The 17,213-nt window shown below is 55.3% G+C and carries 16 protein-coding genes and 2 pseudogenes; 4 read left to right on the top strand and 14 right to left on the bottom strand.

All coding sequences use genetic code 11. From position 1 onward, the window contains the following. Positions 1-23 precede the first annotated feature (23 nt). The 8 genes and pseudogenes from NITLEN_RS07515 to NITLEN_RS18400 form a co-directional block, all read right to left on the bottom strand. On the bottom strand, positions 24-1,322 hold the full coding sequence (locus NITLEN_RS07515) for a TnsD family Tn7-like transposition protein (RefSeq protein WP_245924407.1): 1,299 nt from the start codon (positions 1,320-1,322) through the stop codon (positions 24-26). Positions 1,323-1,454: 132 nt separating this feature from the next. Next, positions 1,455-1,898 (bottom strand): annotated as a pseudogene (locus tag NITLEN_RS18835) (TniQ family protein); the annotation flags it as partial. 13 nt (positions 1,899-1,911) lie between these two features. Then, a complete protein-coding gene (locus NITLEN_RS07510) occupies positions 1,912-3,228 on the bottom strand; it encodes a TnsD family Tn7-like transposition protein (protein ID WP_245924406.1) in 1,317 nt (438 codons plus the stop codon). Between the two features lie 150 nt (positions 3,229-3,378). After that, positions 3,379-3,843 (bottom strand): annotated as a pseudogene (locus NITLEN_RS18830) (TniQ family protein); the annotation flags it as partial. A 165-nt stretch (positions 3,844-4,008) separates the two neighbouring features. After that, entirely contained in the window at positions 4,009-4,161 is a 153-nt protein-coding gene (locus NITLEN_RS18085) for a hypothetical protein (protein ID WP_181416708.1), read from the bottom strand. Beyond that, positions 4,158-5,741 (bottom strand): ATP-binding protein, encoded by a 1,584-nt coding sequence (locus NITLEN_RS07505; protein ID WP_121988982.1) that lies wholly within the window; start codon positions 5,739-5,741, stop codon positions 4,158-4,160. Before NITLEN_RS07505 ends, NITLEN_RS18085 begins: the two co-directional genes overlap by 4 nt. Next, positions 5,719-7,941: a DDE-type integrase/transposase/recombinase gene (locus NITLEN_RS07500; protein WP_121988981.1), complete on the bottom strand. Its 2,223-nt coding sequence runs from the start codon at positions 7,939-7,941 to the stop codon at positions 5,719-5,721. Before NITLEN_RS07500 ends, NITLEN_RS07505 begins: the two co-directional genes overlap by 23 nt. A 16-nt stretch (positions 7,942-7,957) precedes the next feature. Continuing rightward, positions 7,958-8,506 (bottom strand): TnsA endonuclease C-terminal domain-containing protein, encoded by a 549-nt coding sequence (locus NITLEN_RS18400; protein ID WP_425464142.1) that lies wholly within the window; start codon positions 8,504-8,506, stop codon positions 7,958-7,960. On the opposite strand from NITLEN_RS18400, the gene NITLEN_RS18395 reads away from it, so the two are divergent. Together NITLEN_RS18395 and NITLEN_RS07490 are read left to right on the top strand one after the other, a co-directional pair. Beyond that, positions 8,480-8,668: a hypothetical protein gene (locus NITLEN_RS18395; RefSeq protein ID WP_245924428.1), complete on the top strand. Its 189-nt coding sequence runs from the start codon at positions 8,480-8,482 to the stop codon at positions 8,666-8,668. The genes NITLEN_RS18400 and NITLEN_RS18395 overlap by 27 nt on opposite strands. 450 nt (positions 8,669-9,118) lie before the next feature. Beyond that, entirely contained in the window at positions 9,119-9,643 is a 525-nt protein-coding gene (locus NITLEN_RS07490) for a helix-turn-helix domain-containing protein (protein ID WP_121988979.1), read from the top strand. Between the two features lie 214 nt (positions 9,644-9,857). On the opposite strand, the gene NITLEN_RS07485 is transcribed toward NITLEN_RS07490, so the two are convergent. Further along, on the bottom strand, positions 9,858-11,453 hold the full coding sequence (locus NITLEN_RS07485) for a GmrSD restriction endonuclease domain-containing protein (protein WP_121988978.1): 1,596 nt from the start codon (positions 11,451-11,453) through the stop codon (positions 9,858-9,860). Positions 11,454-12,301: 848 nt separating this feature from the next. On the opposite strand from NITLEN_RS07485, the gene NITLEN_RS18080 reads away from it, so the two are divergent. After that, positions 12,302-12,472, top strand: coding sequence for a hypothetical protein (locus NITLEN_RS18080; protein WP_181416706.1), 171 nt, complete (start codon positions 12,302-12,304; stop codon positions 12,470-12,472). Between the two features lie 88 nt (positions 12,473-12,560). Here the strand turns inward: NITLEN_RS18080 and xth are convergent, their stop codons facing one another. The 3 genes from xth to NITLEN_RS07470 form a co-directional block, all read right to left on the bottom strand. Continuing rightward, on the bottom strand, positions 12,561-13,334 hold the full coding sequence (gene xth / locus NITLEN_RS07480; RefSeq protein WP_121988977.1) for an exodeoxyribonuclease III: 774 nt from the start codon (positions 13,332-13,334) through the stop codon (positions 12,561-12,563). 174 nt (positions 13,335-13,508) lie between these two features. Beyond that, positions 13,509-13,901, bottom strand: a complete 393-nt coding sequence (locus tag NITLEN_RS07475) for a hypothetical protein (protein ID WP_121988976.1) — start codon at positions 13,899-13,901, stop codon at positions 13,509-13,511. A gap of 150 nt (positions 13,902-14,051) precedes the next feature. Next, complete coding sequence (locus NITLEN_RS07470; RefSeq protein WP_181416705.1) at positions 14,052-14,885, bottom strand: mechanosensitive ion channel family protein; 834 nt, start codon at positions 14,883-14,885, stop codon at positions 14,052-14,054. A gap of 90 nt (positions 14,886-14,975) precedes the next feature. Between NITLEN_RS07470 and NITLEN_RS07465 the strand changes: the two genes are divergently transcribed. Beyond that, the gene (locus NITLEN_RS07465) at positions 14,976-16,523 is read left to right on the top strand and encodes an HDOD domain-containing protein (protein ID WP_181416704.1); all 1,548 of its coding nucleotides are present in this window, start codon (positions 14,976-14,978) and stop codon (positions 16,521-16,523) included. Between the two features lie 21 nt (positions 16,524-16,544). On the opposite strand, the gene NITLEN_RS07460 is transcribed toward NITLEN_RS07465, so the two are convergent. Both NITLEN_RS07460 and NITLEN_RS07455 read right to left on the bottom strand, forming a co-directional pair. Continuing rightward, positions 16,545-16,976: a hypothetical protein gene (locus tag NITLEN_RS07460; protein ID WP_121988973.1), complete on the bottom strand. Its 432-nt coding sequence runs from the start codon at positions 16,974-16,976 to the stop codon at positions 16,545-16,547. Beyond that, entirely contained in the window at positions 16,973-17,209 is a 237-nt protein-coding gene (locus NITLEN_RS07455) for a hypothetical protein (protein ID WP_181416703.1), read from the bottom strand. Before NITLEN_RS07455 ends, NITLEN_RS07460 begins: the two co-directional genes overlap by 4 nt. Positions 17,210-17,213: the final 4 nt, after the last annotated feature.

The raw sequence follows: 17,213 nt of genomic DNA, 5'->3' as shown, positions 1-17,213 counted from the left end.
GCACGGTTTTCTGGCCAGTCTTTTCACCAGCCCCCTCCCTCTGCTCCAAACAGACCCTGTTGCCCATCGCGGACCGCCTCTCCGTGAATCCGCTGAAACAGCTCGCCTGACCGTGGATTGGTCGGGTTTCCCACTGACACCCCTTTGGCCAATGCACCGTGCTGAATCCTCCAGGTCTCTCGCCTCACCCGAAACGCCTCGCGAGACTCCACCGCAGACTGGATGGCCTGCCGCGTCTTTGGGAGCCGGCCAAGATTAAGAACGATCCATCGGCCATGACCCGAGGCCGTCACGAGCCGATGAGTACTGATCCACTGGGGAATCCCCTGCTCCCCCTTGATCTGGATCCCGGTCTTCGTGATCGCCGCGGCAAGCTGTCGATCTCGTATCGCCCAATCAAGCCGAGGAGCCCATGTCCGTGTGAAGCCACGTGCACGTGTGGTTCTCCGCTTAGTCTCGAGCCAGGCCTGGTCCCATCGAAACAACCAGGCGTAGAGCCGACGGCAACGCCGCTCCTGACTCATGGTCCGGCGATGTCGTTGTGCCAATTGCTCCCACTGGGTTCGCCGGCGCTCACGTTCTGTGACAGACCCTCTCCCCTGCTGCAGTTGACGGCCAGGCTTTCGCGAAGACCTCGACAGGGGCAGCAACCCGAGGCGACGCGCTTCCTGCCACAGTGTCACGCTCGAAATGCCGAGGCGGGTTGCGAGTTCTTGACGGCTCACACGCCGATCTTGCCAGCCTTTCCGAAGCACCCACTCCCAATACAGCCCGTAGGCTTCCACACGGTCATATTGATACGCTGCCAGAGGCCCCCAATCAGGCCCTACGCGGGAATAGCTGAAGCCACACCCGCAGAGAAAGGTTCCGATCGGCCGGCCATCCTGCCGACGCGTTCGCACCTCATGCTGGACCACCGCACGGTGGTTGACATGTGGCGCGACCGGATTGAGACACGGCCAGGGACTGGTTCCAAACCAATCGGGACGGTCAGGCGCCAGTAGAAACTCTTCAACTGTCAAGCCCAGAAAATGAATCAACAAGAGATGAAACACAGGCGGTAGCGCTCGCTCGTGAGCCGAAAGGAGAGCCCGAATGCCTCGTCCCGTACTGAGCGGCTTCCCATGGCCTTCCAGGCTTCGGAGCCAGCTTATCGGATGCATCTGTGAAAAGGCGGACCAAAATGGATGCCAGGTAAGGCGTTTGCGATACGTGCCCCATCCTCGTTCCGCCATGAGAAAACGGTATTTCTCGGAATAGGTAAAGTGAGCGGCCACGCTTCCATGCTGGAGAAGCCACTGGACGTCCTTCGCCACGGCCACACGGGAATCTCTTCCTAGCGTATATAGCTTGAGAGGGCGTGGAATGGCCGTAGGAATGGCTGATTCCGCGGTAATGAATTCATGTCCCCCGGTCCTCGGAACTAAGCTGTTCTCAAACCAAACCTCATGCTTGGGACACACTTCCACTCCAGGGACCTGCGGAAGACGCTGCCAGTAGGTTTCACCAAGACTTTCTCGATCCTCTTTAACACAAGTCGGACAATACCGCAGGAATTCTGGCATAGCGATGGTATTGCGGCGGCCTATGAATAAGCTAGAGAATGCTGCACGCCCATGTCGCAGCTTCTCTAATTGCTGTCGGACTCGTGGACTGACGAACGGCACATAGCATGGGTACAAGGTATGCCCTTTCAGAAGATCGTCAGCAGTCATACAGTAACCCGGTGGCATGAAATGAACGATCTCGTGAAGGTCAGCGACTGATCCGAGCAGGCTTGCGATGCGTGATCCAAAGATTTTACAACTCAGACCGTGATGCAATCGCATCATAGCTCTGTAGCGCTCCCATACACTCATCCAAAGTTCTTCCCGATAGGGACGAGGAAAGCTACCCATCAGGGCATCAAGCTTAGAAGGCATTGGTCTGAAGTTGTTTGACGACTTGTTGCACTACCGGCAGCTTCCAAGTCTTATATGACATTCGCAGCTCTTGCCATGTCGTCATATTATTAAGTACACAGACACCTCCGGATTCTCCCGCAACCCGTACAGCCCACTGAATGCGACGGATCGCATTGCCCTCGCGCTTCTCCGATAGCTGAGCCAAGACAGCCATTGTGCTCGGAACATGTATCCTATGCTTTTGGGGAATACGACGCAGTCCCGCTTCATGGTACAGTCTGGTTGTCGTAATCCGCTTCAGCATCCCCTCGCCGACAAGCTTGGCGTATGCCTCTTTAATACGCCCCTCCCAGGTGCGATCTATCAGAGGCCAATCTCTCTTCTGTTGGCTGGGTCGCTTCATGAGTTTTGGCGGTAAATGTGTTGTCATCCAAGGCCGGTCGTGCCTCCATAACGCGGCATAGCTTGGGGGCGCTTCTCTTGAAAGGAAAGATCTTGGTTTTCCGTGATGCTGCTGAAGAAGGGTTAAGAACACCTTTCGATGAAAGGCTAAATTTGGCGCACGGCGTCGCCTTCTAGGAGGGGGAAAGCTCGTGATTCCCCCTTGCGGCGCCACGCTCCTTGGTAGGGACAGTTGTAAGCGCTGGGCCTCATGTCTGAGATGCCCCCTATCGACGCCGAGCTGCTTTGCAATCGCGACTAGCGATAAAGTCCGCTCCTCCCATAATTGGCGCAACTTCGAGTCCCATGTAGCACCATGATGAACAATATGCCGGCTGTAGACACGACCTGGACCATCAGGATGGGTAGCCCGATACACCATACCGCACTTACAGCTGAAGACCCATCGATCGCCCCACTTTCGCTCTTTTCTGCGTTTCTTAACGACCATTTTGGCATAATGCCCAGCGGCTCGATTGGGACATCGCCAAGGACCTTTCAGTTCATTTTCACGCTGTTCAGCAACGTGCGAATAGATCTCGTCGAGCTTAGAAGATTTATAAACCGGCTTCATGCTGAAGAACTCTTCTACGGATCGGTCTAACAGCTGAAGTACAAGGAGATGCCGGATGAGATCCGGTCTGCGTCGTCCTTCATCTGTTTTAAACAGCCCTCGGATCCCATTAACCAAGTTTTTGATGGGCACGCCGATCAATGATAGGAGCGTGGGAGAGAAGTACTGCTGGGCTTTCTCTACTAGTGCTGTAGCCTGAAAGTGCCCGGTGCGAGTCACGAAGCCGGCTTTTCCCAAAATTGTGCCGTATGCAGTTTTTACTGTGTCGTGACTGACTAGCATCTCCGGATGCCCTAACAACCATTCCATGTCCTTAGCTAGTCGGAGCAGTATGTGATGATCTTTCTGATTCGTGTCTAGCACTCGCGGGTTGTCGGCTAGTGTATGACTATTGAGGCTCCACGCTTCTTCACGCCGCAGCAGCATGGCACGGGCTGAGGTCTCCTCGAGAAACACACAGTGGACAGGACACACCAAGCACCCTGGCGCTTGATGTAACCGTCGCCAGTAGGTCTCTCCCCGCTTTGTTCGATCTATCCGGCTGCAGATGGGGCAATACCGAAGTAATGGTACTTTCCCAGAAGCGTAACTTGACTCTATTAAACGGCTTGGATAAAGGGCGAGTTCTTCGCTCATTAGTTGGGTGGTCCTCTCCTGCCAACCGTCATGCGCAAAGAAGCAGTACAGTTCAAGGAGTGTGTGGTTTCTTATGATCGTCTCGATGCTCAGCCCATGCCCCGGTGGTAGAACGCTCATGAACCGATGGAGATGCCGTGGCATAGTCGGATGAAGCGTACCTACATGAACTCCGAACAGCTCTATCATCACCTGTCTGATTGTTTTATACGGCATTCTCTCGGCGTACCGAGCACAGAGGCTCATCACTGTCTCTTCCTCGTATGGGAACGGGATACAGGTCACCATCATGGCTGTGTTTCCTCCGGCATATTTTCAGGTCTGGCAAGATGCTTGTTGAGCGCTTCAGTCGGCGGTACGCCCTTCGCCGACCCTTCAGTGATTAACCGTTGAAGATGCCCACGGCAGGACTGGGGCGGCTTTCGTGCGGATCTGCGCCGTTTCGGCGATCTCTTAATCTTGTGCTGGCATCTTCTTCCTGGGTGATGACAATGGACTGTGACTTCCGCTGACTTGGTCATTGGCTTTGCAGTGCTCACCGAGCGAGGCGCCATCCGCTTCCACGACAGCAATAGCCGTCCCCTGCCGCACACATCCGATCATCATGGCTGGGCCTCCTTCTGATCAGTGGATGGCTTCGCCACATGGTCTTTGAGCGCCTCGGTCGCTGATACCCCATTGGCCGACCCTTCGCTGACCAATCTCTGGAGTTGTCCGGTGCACGTCTGACGCTGCTTGCAGGGCGACTTGCGTCGCCTCGAAGTCGCTTCACCTAAGGCCTGCGGCTTCTGTTTGCGGCCTGTTGAAGCTGTCCTCTTGCTCGCTGGCTTTGCCTTGTCGATGGAGTGCTTGCGTTGTGGCGCCGTGACGTCATCTGCTTCGGCCACAGCAAGTGCAGTCCCCTGACTGTTTTTTAGCTCTTCGCGCTGTTCGCCCGTGAGCATATCGGACAGATCCTGTAGCAACGGATTATTCCAATCCCGCGCCTTGAGGGCTTCAAGAGTACCGCGACTCAGCGGGCAGTGGTGGGCTGCAGCCTCGGTCAGAGACCGCAGCGTCACACTCTCGGTTTCTTCCGCGATGGCATCTTCCTGGGCAAAGCGAAAAATGCGTAGCGCGAGGTCCATCACACCTCCAGACAGTTCATACAGTGTCTGACTGAACTCCTTGCCAAAGCGCGCCGGTTTCTGAATGACCTGACAACTCCATAGTGCCTTCACGAATTTGTCCCATTCCTCATCACACATCATCGGCACCCATTCGAAATGGCCTTCGCCCTCCGACCGGCGTACTTGGTGATAGCGCGCCAAAACCAGCTCATCCGCCGCATAGGTGCCCACGACCAGCACCGGGACCCCGATCGTGTTCTCAAGCCCCACGAGAAAATTTAGGATGACCCTCCGACCATCCACCAGGGCGTCCAAAAGGTTTTGGATTTCATCGATAACGAGGAGCCCCACCCCGTGCTGCAACGCGAGTTCCGCCATGACTACCAAAAGCTCATTCTTCGTCAGTCTTTTGTAGTGCTGGAAATAATTCGTCTTTCTGCCGTCCTTGCGGACGAAGAGGCGATCCAATTCAGCCAGAAACTGCAGACACAGACCACGAACAGATCCTTCCGGTGGACAATCAAGTTTGACCGCCACACGCTGTTGGAACGGAAAGGGTCTTCCTTGAAACTCACTGTGATAGAGCACAGGCGTGAACAGAGATAGGCATCGCTGCACCGTCCGGCTTTTTCCAGTCCCGGGAAATCCTCGTACCAGTAAATGATTTGCTACAGGGTCCTGTGGGGACAGGTCGGCCACCCAATCCTCCATGAATTGGGCGCTACGCTTTTTGACCTCTTTCGTGAACCCGGGCAGAAACGGTGTCAGCTCAACATAGCGTTGATAGAGCATCTGCTCAATCGCGCGGTACAAACGCACGGCCTCTGTGGTGGGAATGAAGAGCCGTTTTATGGCTATCCCAAGGTGATGGACTCGCTCATGAGCGGGTTTTTGCCGGATATCAGGAGGCAGCATAGGAGGAAGGCTGAGGTGTTGTATCACCTCGTCGTCTGTTCGCAGACGGCCGAGCCCTCGGGCCAAGGGGTTAGCGTCATACCACGCCATGCCGAGGTCGGGATACTGGTGGAGATGCTTCGCAAAGGACGGCAACTGATCACACACGGGACATTCGGCCATCACGACCTCCTTTCCACACACGATTGAAGGTTCCTAAGAGGCGTTTGCGACGGGTCGAGAGGGGCGGGGCAGTGGGGGCAGATGCGCCCCGACGGGTTGACCTAGCGGCGTGGTTGGGCTTTACTCCATGCTGCGCTCTGGCACTGGCCACGCGGCGCCGACGTTTCCCCGCCTGCCAGGTCTGTCGAATTCCGCGAACCTGGGCAGCCGCAGAAGGGGCTCGACGCAGCTTGGCGGCTCGCGCGCCAGCGGTCTTCACAATCTTGGTGGCCAGCGTCTGGTAGGCGAGCGTACCCTGATCATCTCGTGTTCGGGCCAGCGTCGTTTGACGACGCTCTTCCCTGAGAAGCGCCCTCACCTCGGCCCAACTCCGCCCTGCAAATCGATCGCTCGAGCCTTTGATCTCGCATTTCACAAACTCACGCCCAGCGTCGCGTAAGAGATAGACGACGTCAACCAATCGGTGATCGAAAGCAATCGAGACAGAGAATGTGCCGCGATGTTTTGCTCGAAACCGCATGGTATGGAAGAACGCGCCCGTACTCCCGTAATACAGCTTGCCGAAATACACGCCCTGTTCGGTCATCCTGGCCGTCGCCACTGGCAGCAGTTTGTGACGGATCACCTCCTGTGGCAGCATCCTCATGACCCCCGACCGTCGCGTGACCCCCCATCGCCAAATGCGAATCGGGTACGGCTGGAGACCATCGCGACGCATGTCCGGAGTGATGGGATAATTGCGCCGGCGACGAAAGTTGTTATGGTACAGGGTCGCAGTGATGAGGAGCGTGTTGAGCTCCTTCAATGTCAGCGCGGTCTTTAAGCGTGGATCCTCCTCACCCGGTGTGCGACGCCCGCGCGACGCTCCCGGCAAGGAATTCAGTAGCCGTTGTCGAATGGTCCGAATCGTCCGCTCAATAAAGCCTTTGAGATCTGGGCGGTACGGCGCCGTCGTTTGGACATTGATTCCAAACACCTTGGCTAGATGATCGCCCATTTTGCCCCTCAGCGGGCCGCGATCAGTGAGGATGGCATCAGGGAGGTGACGGAACGGCCATTCATGCTCGGCGATGGTGATGCCGTGCTGTCGGCAGTATTCAACCTTGTCACAGGTGGCGAGTTCAAAAGCGGTTTTAATACTCTCGTAACTTTCTTCCTCCAACGTGGCATAGGCAATCAGAATAGCTCCCGTGAAGACGTCTCCAATCGCATAGATTTTGGGGGCGCCGAGAATCTGCAGCGAATCGTCCCCATCGATAATGAACAGTTCGGTCTTGACTGTAGATCGGATGAGGTTGTCTGGTTCAGTGTCCTCATCACCTTCCCTGATATAAACGCGAGAATCCATCCCATCTCCCATCCACAGAGAGTTGGGCCCAAAGGCGAGATGGCGGGTATCACGATCTCGGACCTTGGCGGCTCTCGCCGCCATCACGGCTCCCATACGCTGCTCGGCTGACCGTTCTGGATCATGATAGTGATTGAAGTAGTACCGAAACTGATCTTCCGTTGGACGGTGATCTTGAGGCAGTAACTTGGGTACCCGTGTGCCATCGTGGTTCAATTCAAAACCACAGGACCATTCAGCCCCTGACATGGCAATGAAAATGTCATGAAGGGACGGCTTCGTCTTCTTGTCATATTTCTCTTCGAGCCAACACTGAAACACTTCGCGTATGGCCTTCGTTGGTTCGTGAGACCGCGAGGCCTTCGGTGGACGCCTTCTCTCATTCACCGCAATCTCTCGCGGCTGACCCTTGGCTCCACATTGATCATAGTCCGCCAAGAGTGCGTTCGGCGTTTGCCCGCATTTCAAATAGCGCGTCAATAACCGATAGCCTGTTCGGTGGGGAACCACTGACTTGAGGAGCCTCGACCGACAGGCATCATCCAGAATCTTGGGATTCGTAAAGACTTCTCTTACCCGTCTCCAGCGTCGGTCTCTCACCCGACGAAGTGTCTTGCGGATTTGGTGGTCTGGCATATTGGCGTAGGGGGCCTGCATCGGATCATGATCAAGAATCTTCACCACACCGCGGTCGAGCGCAGCCTGCAGCTCTTCCACGTCGTACCGCTTCAGCGTCAAGCGCTTCGCGGCTAAGACAATACAGATCCATTCGCTCCGGTCTGTGGACAACCGCAGCACCCGTTCTCTTCTCTCATCCTCCCACTCGATCACAATGTTTTCTGAGATCTCCATTTGTCCTCCTTTGTGACTACAGCAGGAAATCGTCTTGTGCGTCGTCCAGCACAATGAGGGGATTGGTCGGAATGATGCGGATATGCATGTCGACCAGAAGGAGACGATTCGCAATGAGATAGCGCACCATCGCCAGGGCGGTTCCTTCAGGAAGTCGCATTCGTGCGTCACACCAATCCGTCACATCACAACACCGATCATGGGACCGCCTCAACATGGGTATCAACACACGCTGGATCCGATCGAGTTCAACGCCGGCCAATGGATACAGTGATAACGGTCTTCTATAGGGATGGACCCATTCGATGTTTGCGACATAAGCGAGAGGGATTTGGCTGTGGAGGATGAGTTTCCAGTCAATCCCCCGCTGATGCCAATACGCGCGTTCGATCTCAAGGCTTCGCAGTTGAGTCGGCTCCGAAAGTGCCTCTTCGTATTTAAGGGCCCGCACGTGAGGCTCAACCCGGTGACGAGTCCGCACGGTATAGAGAAAGTCCGATGTGACCGGTCGGTAACGAGCGCGCTTGCGGTCCCAGGGATGAGACAGGTGGGACCGGCGGGCGATCGCCAGGGTCGTTTGGAGCGGGAGCGGAAACTGCTCCCGAATGTCGACGACGTCACGAGCCCAATCGAGTATCAGAAATACGTGATACTCGAGATCACTCAGGAGATGATGGACGCGGTCGGTGGTCCATCCCAAGGGACGGTGGGACCGACCATGCGATGAAAAGCTCCAAATGCGGACTCCTGGTTGAAAGACTTTCTTCTTACAGCCAAGTGTTGTGAACCGCGACGCACGAAGACGCAATCGTCTTTGTCGCAACGGAAAGTGACGGCCCCGCCGCTTGCTCCTCGATGCCGCTTGCCACCGATGCTTTCCACGTACTCGAGTTCGCCTTGGCATACGCACCTCCTTCTGGATATAGGTTTGACAACCTGCACATCTGTTCCGTACAAACAATACCGAGCCTGACATTAACGGCGCGCAGAATGACAATTTGTCTTAGGGCACCACTGACATTTTCCCATCTGACCATGAAGACTTTTGATTCATGCCGCGCCGCAGGGCCGCAACAACCTGTCCATCACATGCCGCATTATCTTATGCACGTATGTGCTTGTGTCAACTGCATGATTGTGCTAGACCTTGCACATTTGTGTTCTAGAGGAGGGTCTTATGACGATTGAGGATGAAGGAGGCTGGGGCTATACATTCAAGGGATTTGGACGGCACCTCAGGAAGGCCATCAACGATAAAGGCTTCAAGCAAGAGACATTGGCGGATCGGATTGGAATATCGATTCGCGCCTTGAGCTTGTATCTCTCAGGAGAACGGATACCTCGCGCCGATGTACTCACGAAGATGGCGAGAGAGCTTGGCGTGACAATCGACTATCTCTGCGTGGGAACCCAACCTGGGCTAGGTGTATATAAAGACGAAATCCGTGGAATTGCTGGACTGCTTGGGAACTTGTCCCCTAGAGAGTTGAAACCGGTGGAAGACTTCACTCGCGCCTACGTGCATGGAGATATCCAAATTCGCGACCACCTGGAGCAGCTTGCCAAGATGGCCTGGCTGCTGACCCAGGACCGTCTCGAATATAACCACAGGCTACTTCAGTTGTATGGGAAGCCGTCTCCGGAAGGGTCACAGAAGGACCATAGGGAAACAAAGAACAAAGGCAAGAAACGCCTTTCATGACGAGGGTAGACCTAAACCACTTGTTCCTCCTAGTAGCACAATTGGAAATTCAGTCATTTCCCTCAAAGATGGAATGCGATGGTAACCACCTTGCCAATGAGGCTCTGGGCGAGGCTTTGCGCGATTTCTCGTCTACAAACTCCGTCAATAGGTAGCCTAACTCTGTCCAGAGAAAATATTTCTTCGGTGCCAAAGCGGGATTTGATTTGCCCGCCTAAGTCAGGATGAGGTCCTCGACGTGTTTCGATATAAGTGGACCGCGGGCCGCAAGGAAATCGCCGTACGAACTCTTGGCATAATCGAAGGACGAGGGTAGAGGCAGAAGGTTTGACGCAAACACTGCGTCGCACTCTTTCCCAAGAGAAGCCACGATAGCGGGAATGTACTTTGCGGGCGAGTTATCCGATATCGTCTTGTTCGATGCAGCGGTCAACATGATGATGTTGCCCAGAACATTCGACGTTTCACCTTCACCCAGCGCCTTAAGGTATGCCCGCGGGTACACATGGTGGTATTCCTTCTTGTTATAGGAGGACAGTGCGTGCTCGACGTCCACGACCATCCCGTTGGGTAGGTTTCTAGGTGCAGCTGCCGCTAGTGCCAGGATGTATGCACGGGAGCGGGAGACATTGCTCTTGAATTGTGTCTTTGCCCATTCAGCAGCTATTGGGATAGTGCCGAATTGTTCAGGGTCGCCGACGCCTTCCAAGACATAGCGTCGGACTATTTCTAGGTCACGGGAAACAAAGTTCTCGCCGCCGACCTTGTACCGCTCACCGAACGACGCGCGCCAGAACCACTGACGTAGGCGAGCTGACTGCTCGGCCGAGAGGTGTTTTGTGTCGCGGAAAAGGTAGGTCGTGATTATTAAGACGGCCTCGTAGGAGAGAAAGTCCCAACTGTGAATTTTGAACTGAGTGCTTAACGCGTCAACTGCGTGCTTGAGCGCCGATTCAGTACGCACGGCAAGTGCTTCAATCTCAGGAGTGGTCAGCTTGCGAAGGTCTCGGAGGGCCTTGTCTTGAATCGAATCAAGTTGGACTGCCGAGACTGCTTTGAGGATCGTGGATCTCTCCGTCTCCCCATAGCCTTTTGATTCTATCGACGCAAGGATTCCACCGACTTTCTCATTCAGGTCGAAGTCCTCTGCCCAAGTAGCAGCAACCATCAAGTCATAGGTAGACAGTCGAGTACCAGAACTATTGATGCGCTCGAAGATGGGGCATACCTCATCAATAGTAAGATCCTTGAGCGTGACAACCGGAAGCTTGTACTGGGTAAACGCCGCGATTAGGTCGTCCAGCCGCTGCTGTAACTGGGCGGCATTTGGCAGAGCCAAGAGCGAGGTCCGATAATTCAGAAGGCTTGTCGTCTGGAAGAGCTTACGCAGCGGGAAGACATCGGGCCTTCCAGCGCCGGGCTTGAGTTCGAGGAATGTTTCGTTGGCGAGGTCGTACCCAGCCATGTAGCCTGGCGCGTTCTCCGGCGCTCCCAAGCATGAGTAGATGACCGTAAGTCGCTGCTGTCCGTCCAAGACGTAGTTGGTTGGCGTTATCTCGTCAGTCTTCGGTAATTGAAAGACTCCGATGTCGCGGGCTGCGTTAAGTTTGTCGACAGTCTTCCAAAGCAAAATGCTGCCAATCGGATAACCGTTTGCCACTGAGTCCAGTAGTTCGAGTGCCTGCTCGTCCTTCCAGACGAATTTGCGCTGGAACTGTGGGATCTTGACTTCACCCTTCTTGATATCGGCGATCAGTTGATTGAAGTACGCCGTCTCTGTAGTGAGTTTCGTCGAAATGTCTGACTTCATATCGTTTCTCTTCCCTGGAATACAGATGAAGGCATGACCGAGGCGAACGGTTGGTGCTTACGACGCCCAACTAATGAGTATACTGACCGGCATAGTACGCCGAGACAAACTGCAATTGGTGCGAGATTGTCGCGTGCCTTCAATCACTTGTCAATGTTTACCAGAGCGCGAGGTCGGCGTATTCGTATTATGGATCGGCATAGTGCCAGTATAGCTGCGGGGAGTTGAAACACTGGATCAACGCATCCTCGGGGCTACGCACTCCTCTTCCACCTCGATTCAGAATATGCGATGAGATCATAGGCCCAGGCATGGGCCGCCCGATCCGGCGACAGCCGGACAGGCAGAGGTTCCCCCAGGTAAGTAACACGGCGGTCATGTGATTAATGGACAGGGTGATCAATCTATTCTGAATCGAGGTTCTGCGGGCTTCTGCATTGAGCTTTTTATAAGCTTTATGGACACAGGAATTGCATTTTAGTGTGGTCCATTAAATTCCTGCTCCGCGGGTCGGCTCCACTATTTAATGAGTTCTTCCCAGCCGCTCTTGTTCTCAAGCTTTATCACCAAGTCTGGCGTAATTATTCCTAAGTCTTGGACTTTGTCACCGCTAACACCAGCCTTTTTTAGGGTCACACTTTATTACTAATGGTCAAACATTATTCCCAAGTGTCAAACATTATCACTGCCAACAAGTTGCCCCGGCGGCAATACCCCCCCACACATTCAATCAAAGATTAGACACTTTTAACTACCTGTTAACACAGGGTTAATCTGATGGTGTTAAGTTTCTTCCCGAACGTTGATGAGACGCTTGCCCTCGGAAATAGCAAGAGGAGGACAGATCGATGAATTGTCAAAAATGCAAAGGATTGATGATCGAGGAACAGCGACCGGAGCTCGCACCGGAATCCGTCGTGCATCGATGCATCAACTGCGGATTGGTCTTGGATTCATTGATACAACGAAACCGGCTGAGCAGCCGGCTCAGAAAAGATTCGTTCATGCGGGCTGCTTAAAGATTGCACTAGTGATCTGCTCCCATCTGGTGGCGGGGAGGACTTGCCCTGCTACCGGATCGGGCGGGTGTGGACGTCGCGCACGCGGTTAGACCGAGAACTCTGCCCAGATAAACGTATGATCTGATGGGTCTTTCGCTCGCCGCGGCTCGACGTCCACGTCAACCCTTGTACACTGTTCCGCCAGTGGTGCCGTCGCTAAGATATGGTCGATCCGCCAGCCTTTATTCGCCTCTAATGAACTGGGCGCCCGGTAATCCCAAAACGTATATTGCCGGCGATCCGGGTAGAGCTTCACAAACACGTCCTGAAAACCCCACGCTAGTGTTCGCTCGTAAACCTTCCGCGCATCCTCGTGATAGCAGACATGCTTGAGATGCTTCTCCGGACTGTGCACGTCCATGGGGCGCGGCGCAATATTCATATCACCACACCAGATGGCCGGTTTGGTGGGAGACAGATGTTTCTCGAAATACTGTCTCAGCCGCTCATACCACCCCAGCTTGTATTGATACTTGGGTGAATCGATTTCAAAACCTTGCGGCACATAGGTGTTGACGATAGGAATCCCGTCGATGACGACTCTGAGCAGCCGGGCATCCTCTGATTCACCGCCATCGTCGAATCCGTGGAATACCGCTTCCGGCGGCTTGCGGCTCAAGATGGCCACGCCATTATAGGATTTCATCCCGCGAAACGTGATGTGGTAACCGGAGGGGGCCAGAGCCAACAGCGGAAACTCGCTGTCCTGCACTTTGGTTTCTTGTAAGCACAACACGTCGGGCTTCTGTTGCGCAAGCCAATCCAGCACGATCGGCAGCCGTTTGCGAAGCGAGTTGACGTTGAACGTGGCGATTTTCATAGTGTGGACGATTAACCGGCGGGGATGCTAGCAGAAGCGGGAGACAGGAACAAGCAGGCCTATTTTCCAAGTCTCAAGACACGGGTGTTTATCATTTGATGATTCCAGGCTGAAGATAAAACGGCCCCTGGCAGTTGCCAGGGGCCGTCATGGCCCGAAATCATTCAGCGACGGCTACTTCCCCAACGAACCGAGTGCGTCCTTCATCTCCTGCCCGGCAGCTTTCGCATCGCTACCCATTTGCTGCCCGGCGGCCTTCATATCCTGCGCTTGGGTTTTCACCGCATCGCCTTGACCTTTCACTTCTTCGTGCTTGGCTTTCATCTTCTCTTTCATGGCTGCCCGCTTGGCCTTCGCCTCTTCGCGTTCCGCCTTCATCTTGCTCTTCATGTCCTCTTTATGGGCCTTCACATCGGCCTTCATCTTATCCTTCTCGGCTTTCGCGTCGGACTTCAACTGATCTTTCATGGCCCCTAGTTCATTTGTCATCGTCTCATCCGCGAGAACCAATGAACCAGCTCCGAATAAATAGACGGCAGCGATTGCAGCCATTACGATATGTCGCATCCTATCCTCCTGCATGTCAGAGTGTGTAAATAAACGGGCATTTACCTAGGCGAGGCTCTCCATATCCTGCCCTGGAATGGCGCTGGTGTCAAACACGGATATTGTAAGGAGACCCTCGCAAGGCTCCATCGCCAGGGTCCTCCTATGGCGTCAGACTACCGCCTGATTCATCTCAATCAGGTAGCGCCGAAGGATGGCTTGCTCCACTCGCGAGCGACCCCGATCGGGAGCCGGAAATCGAAGCACTAACTGAATCTTCCCCGGCTCGGGGAGTTGAATGGTAATACGAGGTTCCGGCGAGGGAGCCTCCAAAAGGTTGGCCTGTTCCAGCAGTTTCATCTGTCGCGCGGCTTCTTCCATGAACGGGCCGCACTCGGTCTTCGCGGCCATCAGCAACGCCTGTTCCGCTCGCTGCCATTCTCCTTCCGACCTCAAGGGCACGACGAGTGTATAGAGGCCATACTCCTGTCCTGGGTTTTCCTTGACGAGCGCATTCGTAAACAGAAGACTATTCGGAAACACCGTTATTCGTCCGGTATACAAGTGCGACGATTGGCCGGGGCCGATCTCCAGCAATTTCGTGGCAAACATATCGTGATCCAGCACCACCCCGCGGTGTCCGGCAATTTGGATGCGGTCACCAACGCCATACACCTTGCCGCCCACGCGCAATGCCGCTCCACTCAAGCAGAGAATCAATTCCTTTGTGGCCAAGACCAACGCCGCCGCCAACGCCACAATCGAGACGGCGAAGGCCTCCAGTTCATGCGCCCAGATGACGACGAAACCGATCAGGATGACAAAGACCATCGAGTTTCTAGTCGTCACGACCCAGCGGCGCTTGTCCTCCATCGACAAGGCATGGTTGCGCGAAATGCCCCGCACGACCAGCGTCCGGATCAGAATGACCGACACCAGCAGGATCAATGACTTGAGCCCATCCAAGAAGACGGAACTATCAACGGTGATCCAGCTCAACTGCATGCCCGTCATTCTCCGTCTTTTCTTCTATACCGGTTAAGGTTCATTGCCCTTTATCCGATACAACTCATGGGATTTTTTGGAAGGAGCTCCATGTCATCGTCACCCACCACGTCGGAGTCGGCCCTGGCCGAATCCCTTCGTCCCCGCCTGCACAACACCTTACAGCCGCTCCTGAATCAGGCTAGTCCTTGCTTACCAGCCCTGGAGAAAACCTGCCAGAAAATTCTCAGTCTGACCGGGGGACTTACCGGAGCCGACCGCCTCGCTCAAATTATCAGTCGTGATCCGGCCTTATCCTGCCGAGTCCTCCAGATCTCGAACAGCATTGCCTACAGTCCGCAACAAGTCATCACATCGATTCCCCACGCCGTCAGCTGGCTCGGTCTGGATACGGTCCGTTCCATTGTCACCGCTTCCCAGCTGGTCGAACAACTCAGTCAATGGCCCAATCAGCAGCGAATTGTCAGCGGAGTCATCGCGCGGGCTCTCGTCGCAGCCGTGCATGCCAATGAACTGGGCATGGCGCTCGAGTATCCCTCGTTGAGCCAGCTCTTCAGCGCCACCTTGCTCTACTCAATCGGTGACCTCGCCATCGCCAGTCAATCGCAGGATCTGTACGCCTCGTACCGCAAAATCCCGCTGACCGCCAAAACACCCGCGGCGCGCCTCCTCGAAGAAACGCAACTCTTTGGAGCCCCCCGCCTCCGGATCGCGCAAGCCCTCGGACAGATGTGGGCGCTGCCCCCTTTTGTCGTGGAGTTGTTTGCAATCGAATGGCATCCGAGCCAGGAACGATGGGGCTCCGGTCAGGAGATGTTCAAGGGCCTGGTCATCGGCTGCTCTTCATTGATCGACGTCATGACCGGCCCTCCCTCCCCGGCCATCATGGAGGCCGTCAAGCGAGGCCTCCTCGCGGGGAGCGGCCTGCCGTCACACCTGTTTGGCGACATCCTGGGGTGCGCATTGGATCGAGGCAAACAGTTGATCCATTCAGCAGGCCTGCCGTTTGATCTCTGGGAAGATCCCGTCGAGCAAGAACCCAGCGGCCTGATTCCCGTACCGCCGCCGGTAGAAATCTCTCCCGTCACGGCGATGCCACAGAAGCGAGGGCCCAGTGCGATCGAGACGAATCCTCTCGAAACGCTGCAAACCCTGCAAACCGCGTTGCGCGAGGCCAAGGATATCAATACGCTCCTGAGTACGCTGGTGCAGGCCCTGCACCGGGACGGCGGTTTTAGCCGGGTGGCCCTGGCCCTGCTGAACCCGAACAATACCGATCATTTGGTGGGACGATTGTTACTCGGCGTGGAAGAACCGGCTCTCTATCTCGACAGTTTGTCCGGCTCGCTGACCAAGGATCACCCGCACTTCTTGCAGCTCATGAAGCGGTCCGATGCGGTCTGGATCGAAGATTTCGCCCTCCCGCTAGGCAACCCCATCAATCCGAAATTTCTCCGCACGTGGCACCCTGGATCGGCCATCATCGCGCCCCTCCGCGTCGGAACCAGGCCCATCGGCATGCTGTATTGCGATAACGGTCCAATCCCCCGACAGGTGCAGCAAAAGGACTACCACGCCTTTCAGCTGTTCTTCGGCCAGACGACGCTGAGTATCAATCGGTTGGCGGGAATACTCTAGACATGGCGCGAACCCGAACGGTTATCGCGCCATCAACGTTTCGCGGGTACCCGGCACGCACTCTTCACGTTTCCAGGCCTTCAAGACTTTCTGCTCATCGAACGTCAGCGTATACCGATAGCAATACAGCGTCGGTTTCGGCCCCTCTCCCGGTTTGCCCAAAAGCGCGCCGACCGACTCGCCTGCGCCGCTGAGCCCAGGAGAGGCAATGGACTCCAGCTCTTTATCTCCCATCGAGACCCGATAGGTCCAGACACTGTCTCCTCCCAGCGCCGGCGTCTTGGCCGTGTGCGGAGCGCCCAACTTCTCGCGCACATCCTCCTGCGTCAATCGATCCACGCCCTTCTTGAAGTAGAGATCGCGCCAGGGACCGCCGCAGGCGGCACTCATCATCGCCAAAGCAATGACAAGCCCGCAGGCTGTCGCGCGAATGGCTAGGATATGACGAATCATGATTGGGAATTCAGTTGCTGCATGCGCTTAATCGAGCAGTAGAGGGCATAGCCCTGCGCCAACATGCCGGTGGTCAGAAGACCCAGCGCCGTGTTCAGCCAATGAGAAGTGGGATCGTCGAGCCCGCGCATTCCGAATACAAATCCGAGGGCAATCGCGACGATGCCGACCGCCCGGGCGATCATGCCCTGCATCCGCCAATTGATCTCTGTCTTGTGCCCCGGCTCCCTCATGGAT

It is taken from the genome of Nitrospira lenta (assembly GCF_900403705.1).
Lineage (GTDB): Bacteria > Nitrospirota > Nitrospiria > Nitrospirales > Nitrospiraceae > Nitrospira_D > Nitrospira_D lenta.
The sequence above is the reverse complement of the archived record's forward strand: the minus strand, read 5'-3'. Positions and strand labels throughout refer to the sequence as shown.

Coding starts and splice junctions, on each gene's coding strand:
- NITLEN_RS07510 (WP_245924406.1), bottom strand. CDS start 3,228: ATGGAATGGTTGTTAGGGCATCCGGAGATGCTAGTCAGTCACGACACA.
- NITLEN_RS18085 (WP_181416708.1), bottom strand. CDS start 4,161: ATGATGATCGGATGTGTGCGGCAGGGGACGGCTATTGCTGTCGTGGAA.
- NITLEN_RS07505 (WP_121988982.1), bottom strand. CDS start 5,741: ATGGCCGAATGTCCCGTGTGTGATCAGTTGCCGTCCTTTGCGAAGCAT.
- NITLEN_RS07500 (WP_121988981.1), bottom strand. CDS start 7,941: ATGGAGATCTCAGAAAACATTGTGATCGAGTGGGAGGATGAGAGAAGA.
- NITLEN_RS18395 (WP_245924428.1), top strand. CDS start 8,480: ATGAGACAGGTGGGACCGGCGGGCGATCGCCAGGGTCGTTTGGAGCGG.
- NITLEN_RS07490 (WP_121988979.1), top strand. CDS start 9,119: ATGACGATTGAGGATGAAGGAGGCTGGGGCTATACATTCAAGGGATTT.
- NITLEN_RS07485 (WP_121988978.1), bottom strand. CDS start 11,453: ATGAAGTCAGACATTTCGACGAAACTCACTACAGAGACGGCGTACTTC.
- NITLEN_RS18080 (WP_181416706.1), top strand. CDS start 12,302: ATGAATTGTCAAAAATGCAAAGGATTGATGATCGAGGAACAGCGACCG.
- xth (WP_121988977.1), bottom strand. CDS start 13,334: ATGAAAATCGCCACGTTCAACGTCAACTCGCTTCGCAAACGGCTGCCG.
- NITLEN_RS07475 (WP_121988976.1), bottom strand. CDS start 13,901: ATGCGACATATCGTAATGGCTGCAATCGCTGCCGTCTATTTATTCGGA.
- NITLEN_RS07470 (WP_181416705.1), bottom strand. CDS start 14,885: ATGCAGTTGAGCTGGATCACCGTTGATAGTTCCGTCTTCTTGGATGGG.
- NITLEN_RS07465 (WP_181416704.1), top strand. CDS start 14,976: ATGTCATCGTCACCCACCACGTCGGAGTCGGCCCTGGCCGAATCCCTT.
- NITLEN_RS07460 (WP_121988973.1), bottom strand. CDS start 16,976: ATGATTCGTCATATCCTAGCCATTCGCGCGACAGCCTGCGGGCTTGTC.
- NITLEN_RS07455 (WP_181416703.1), bottom strand. CDS start 17,209: ATGAGGGAGCCGGGGCACAAGACAGAGATCAATTGGCGGATGCAGGGC.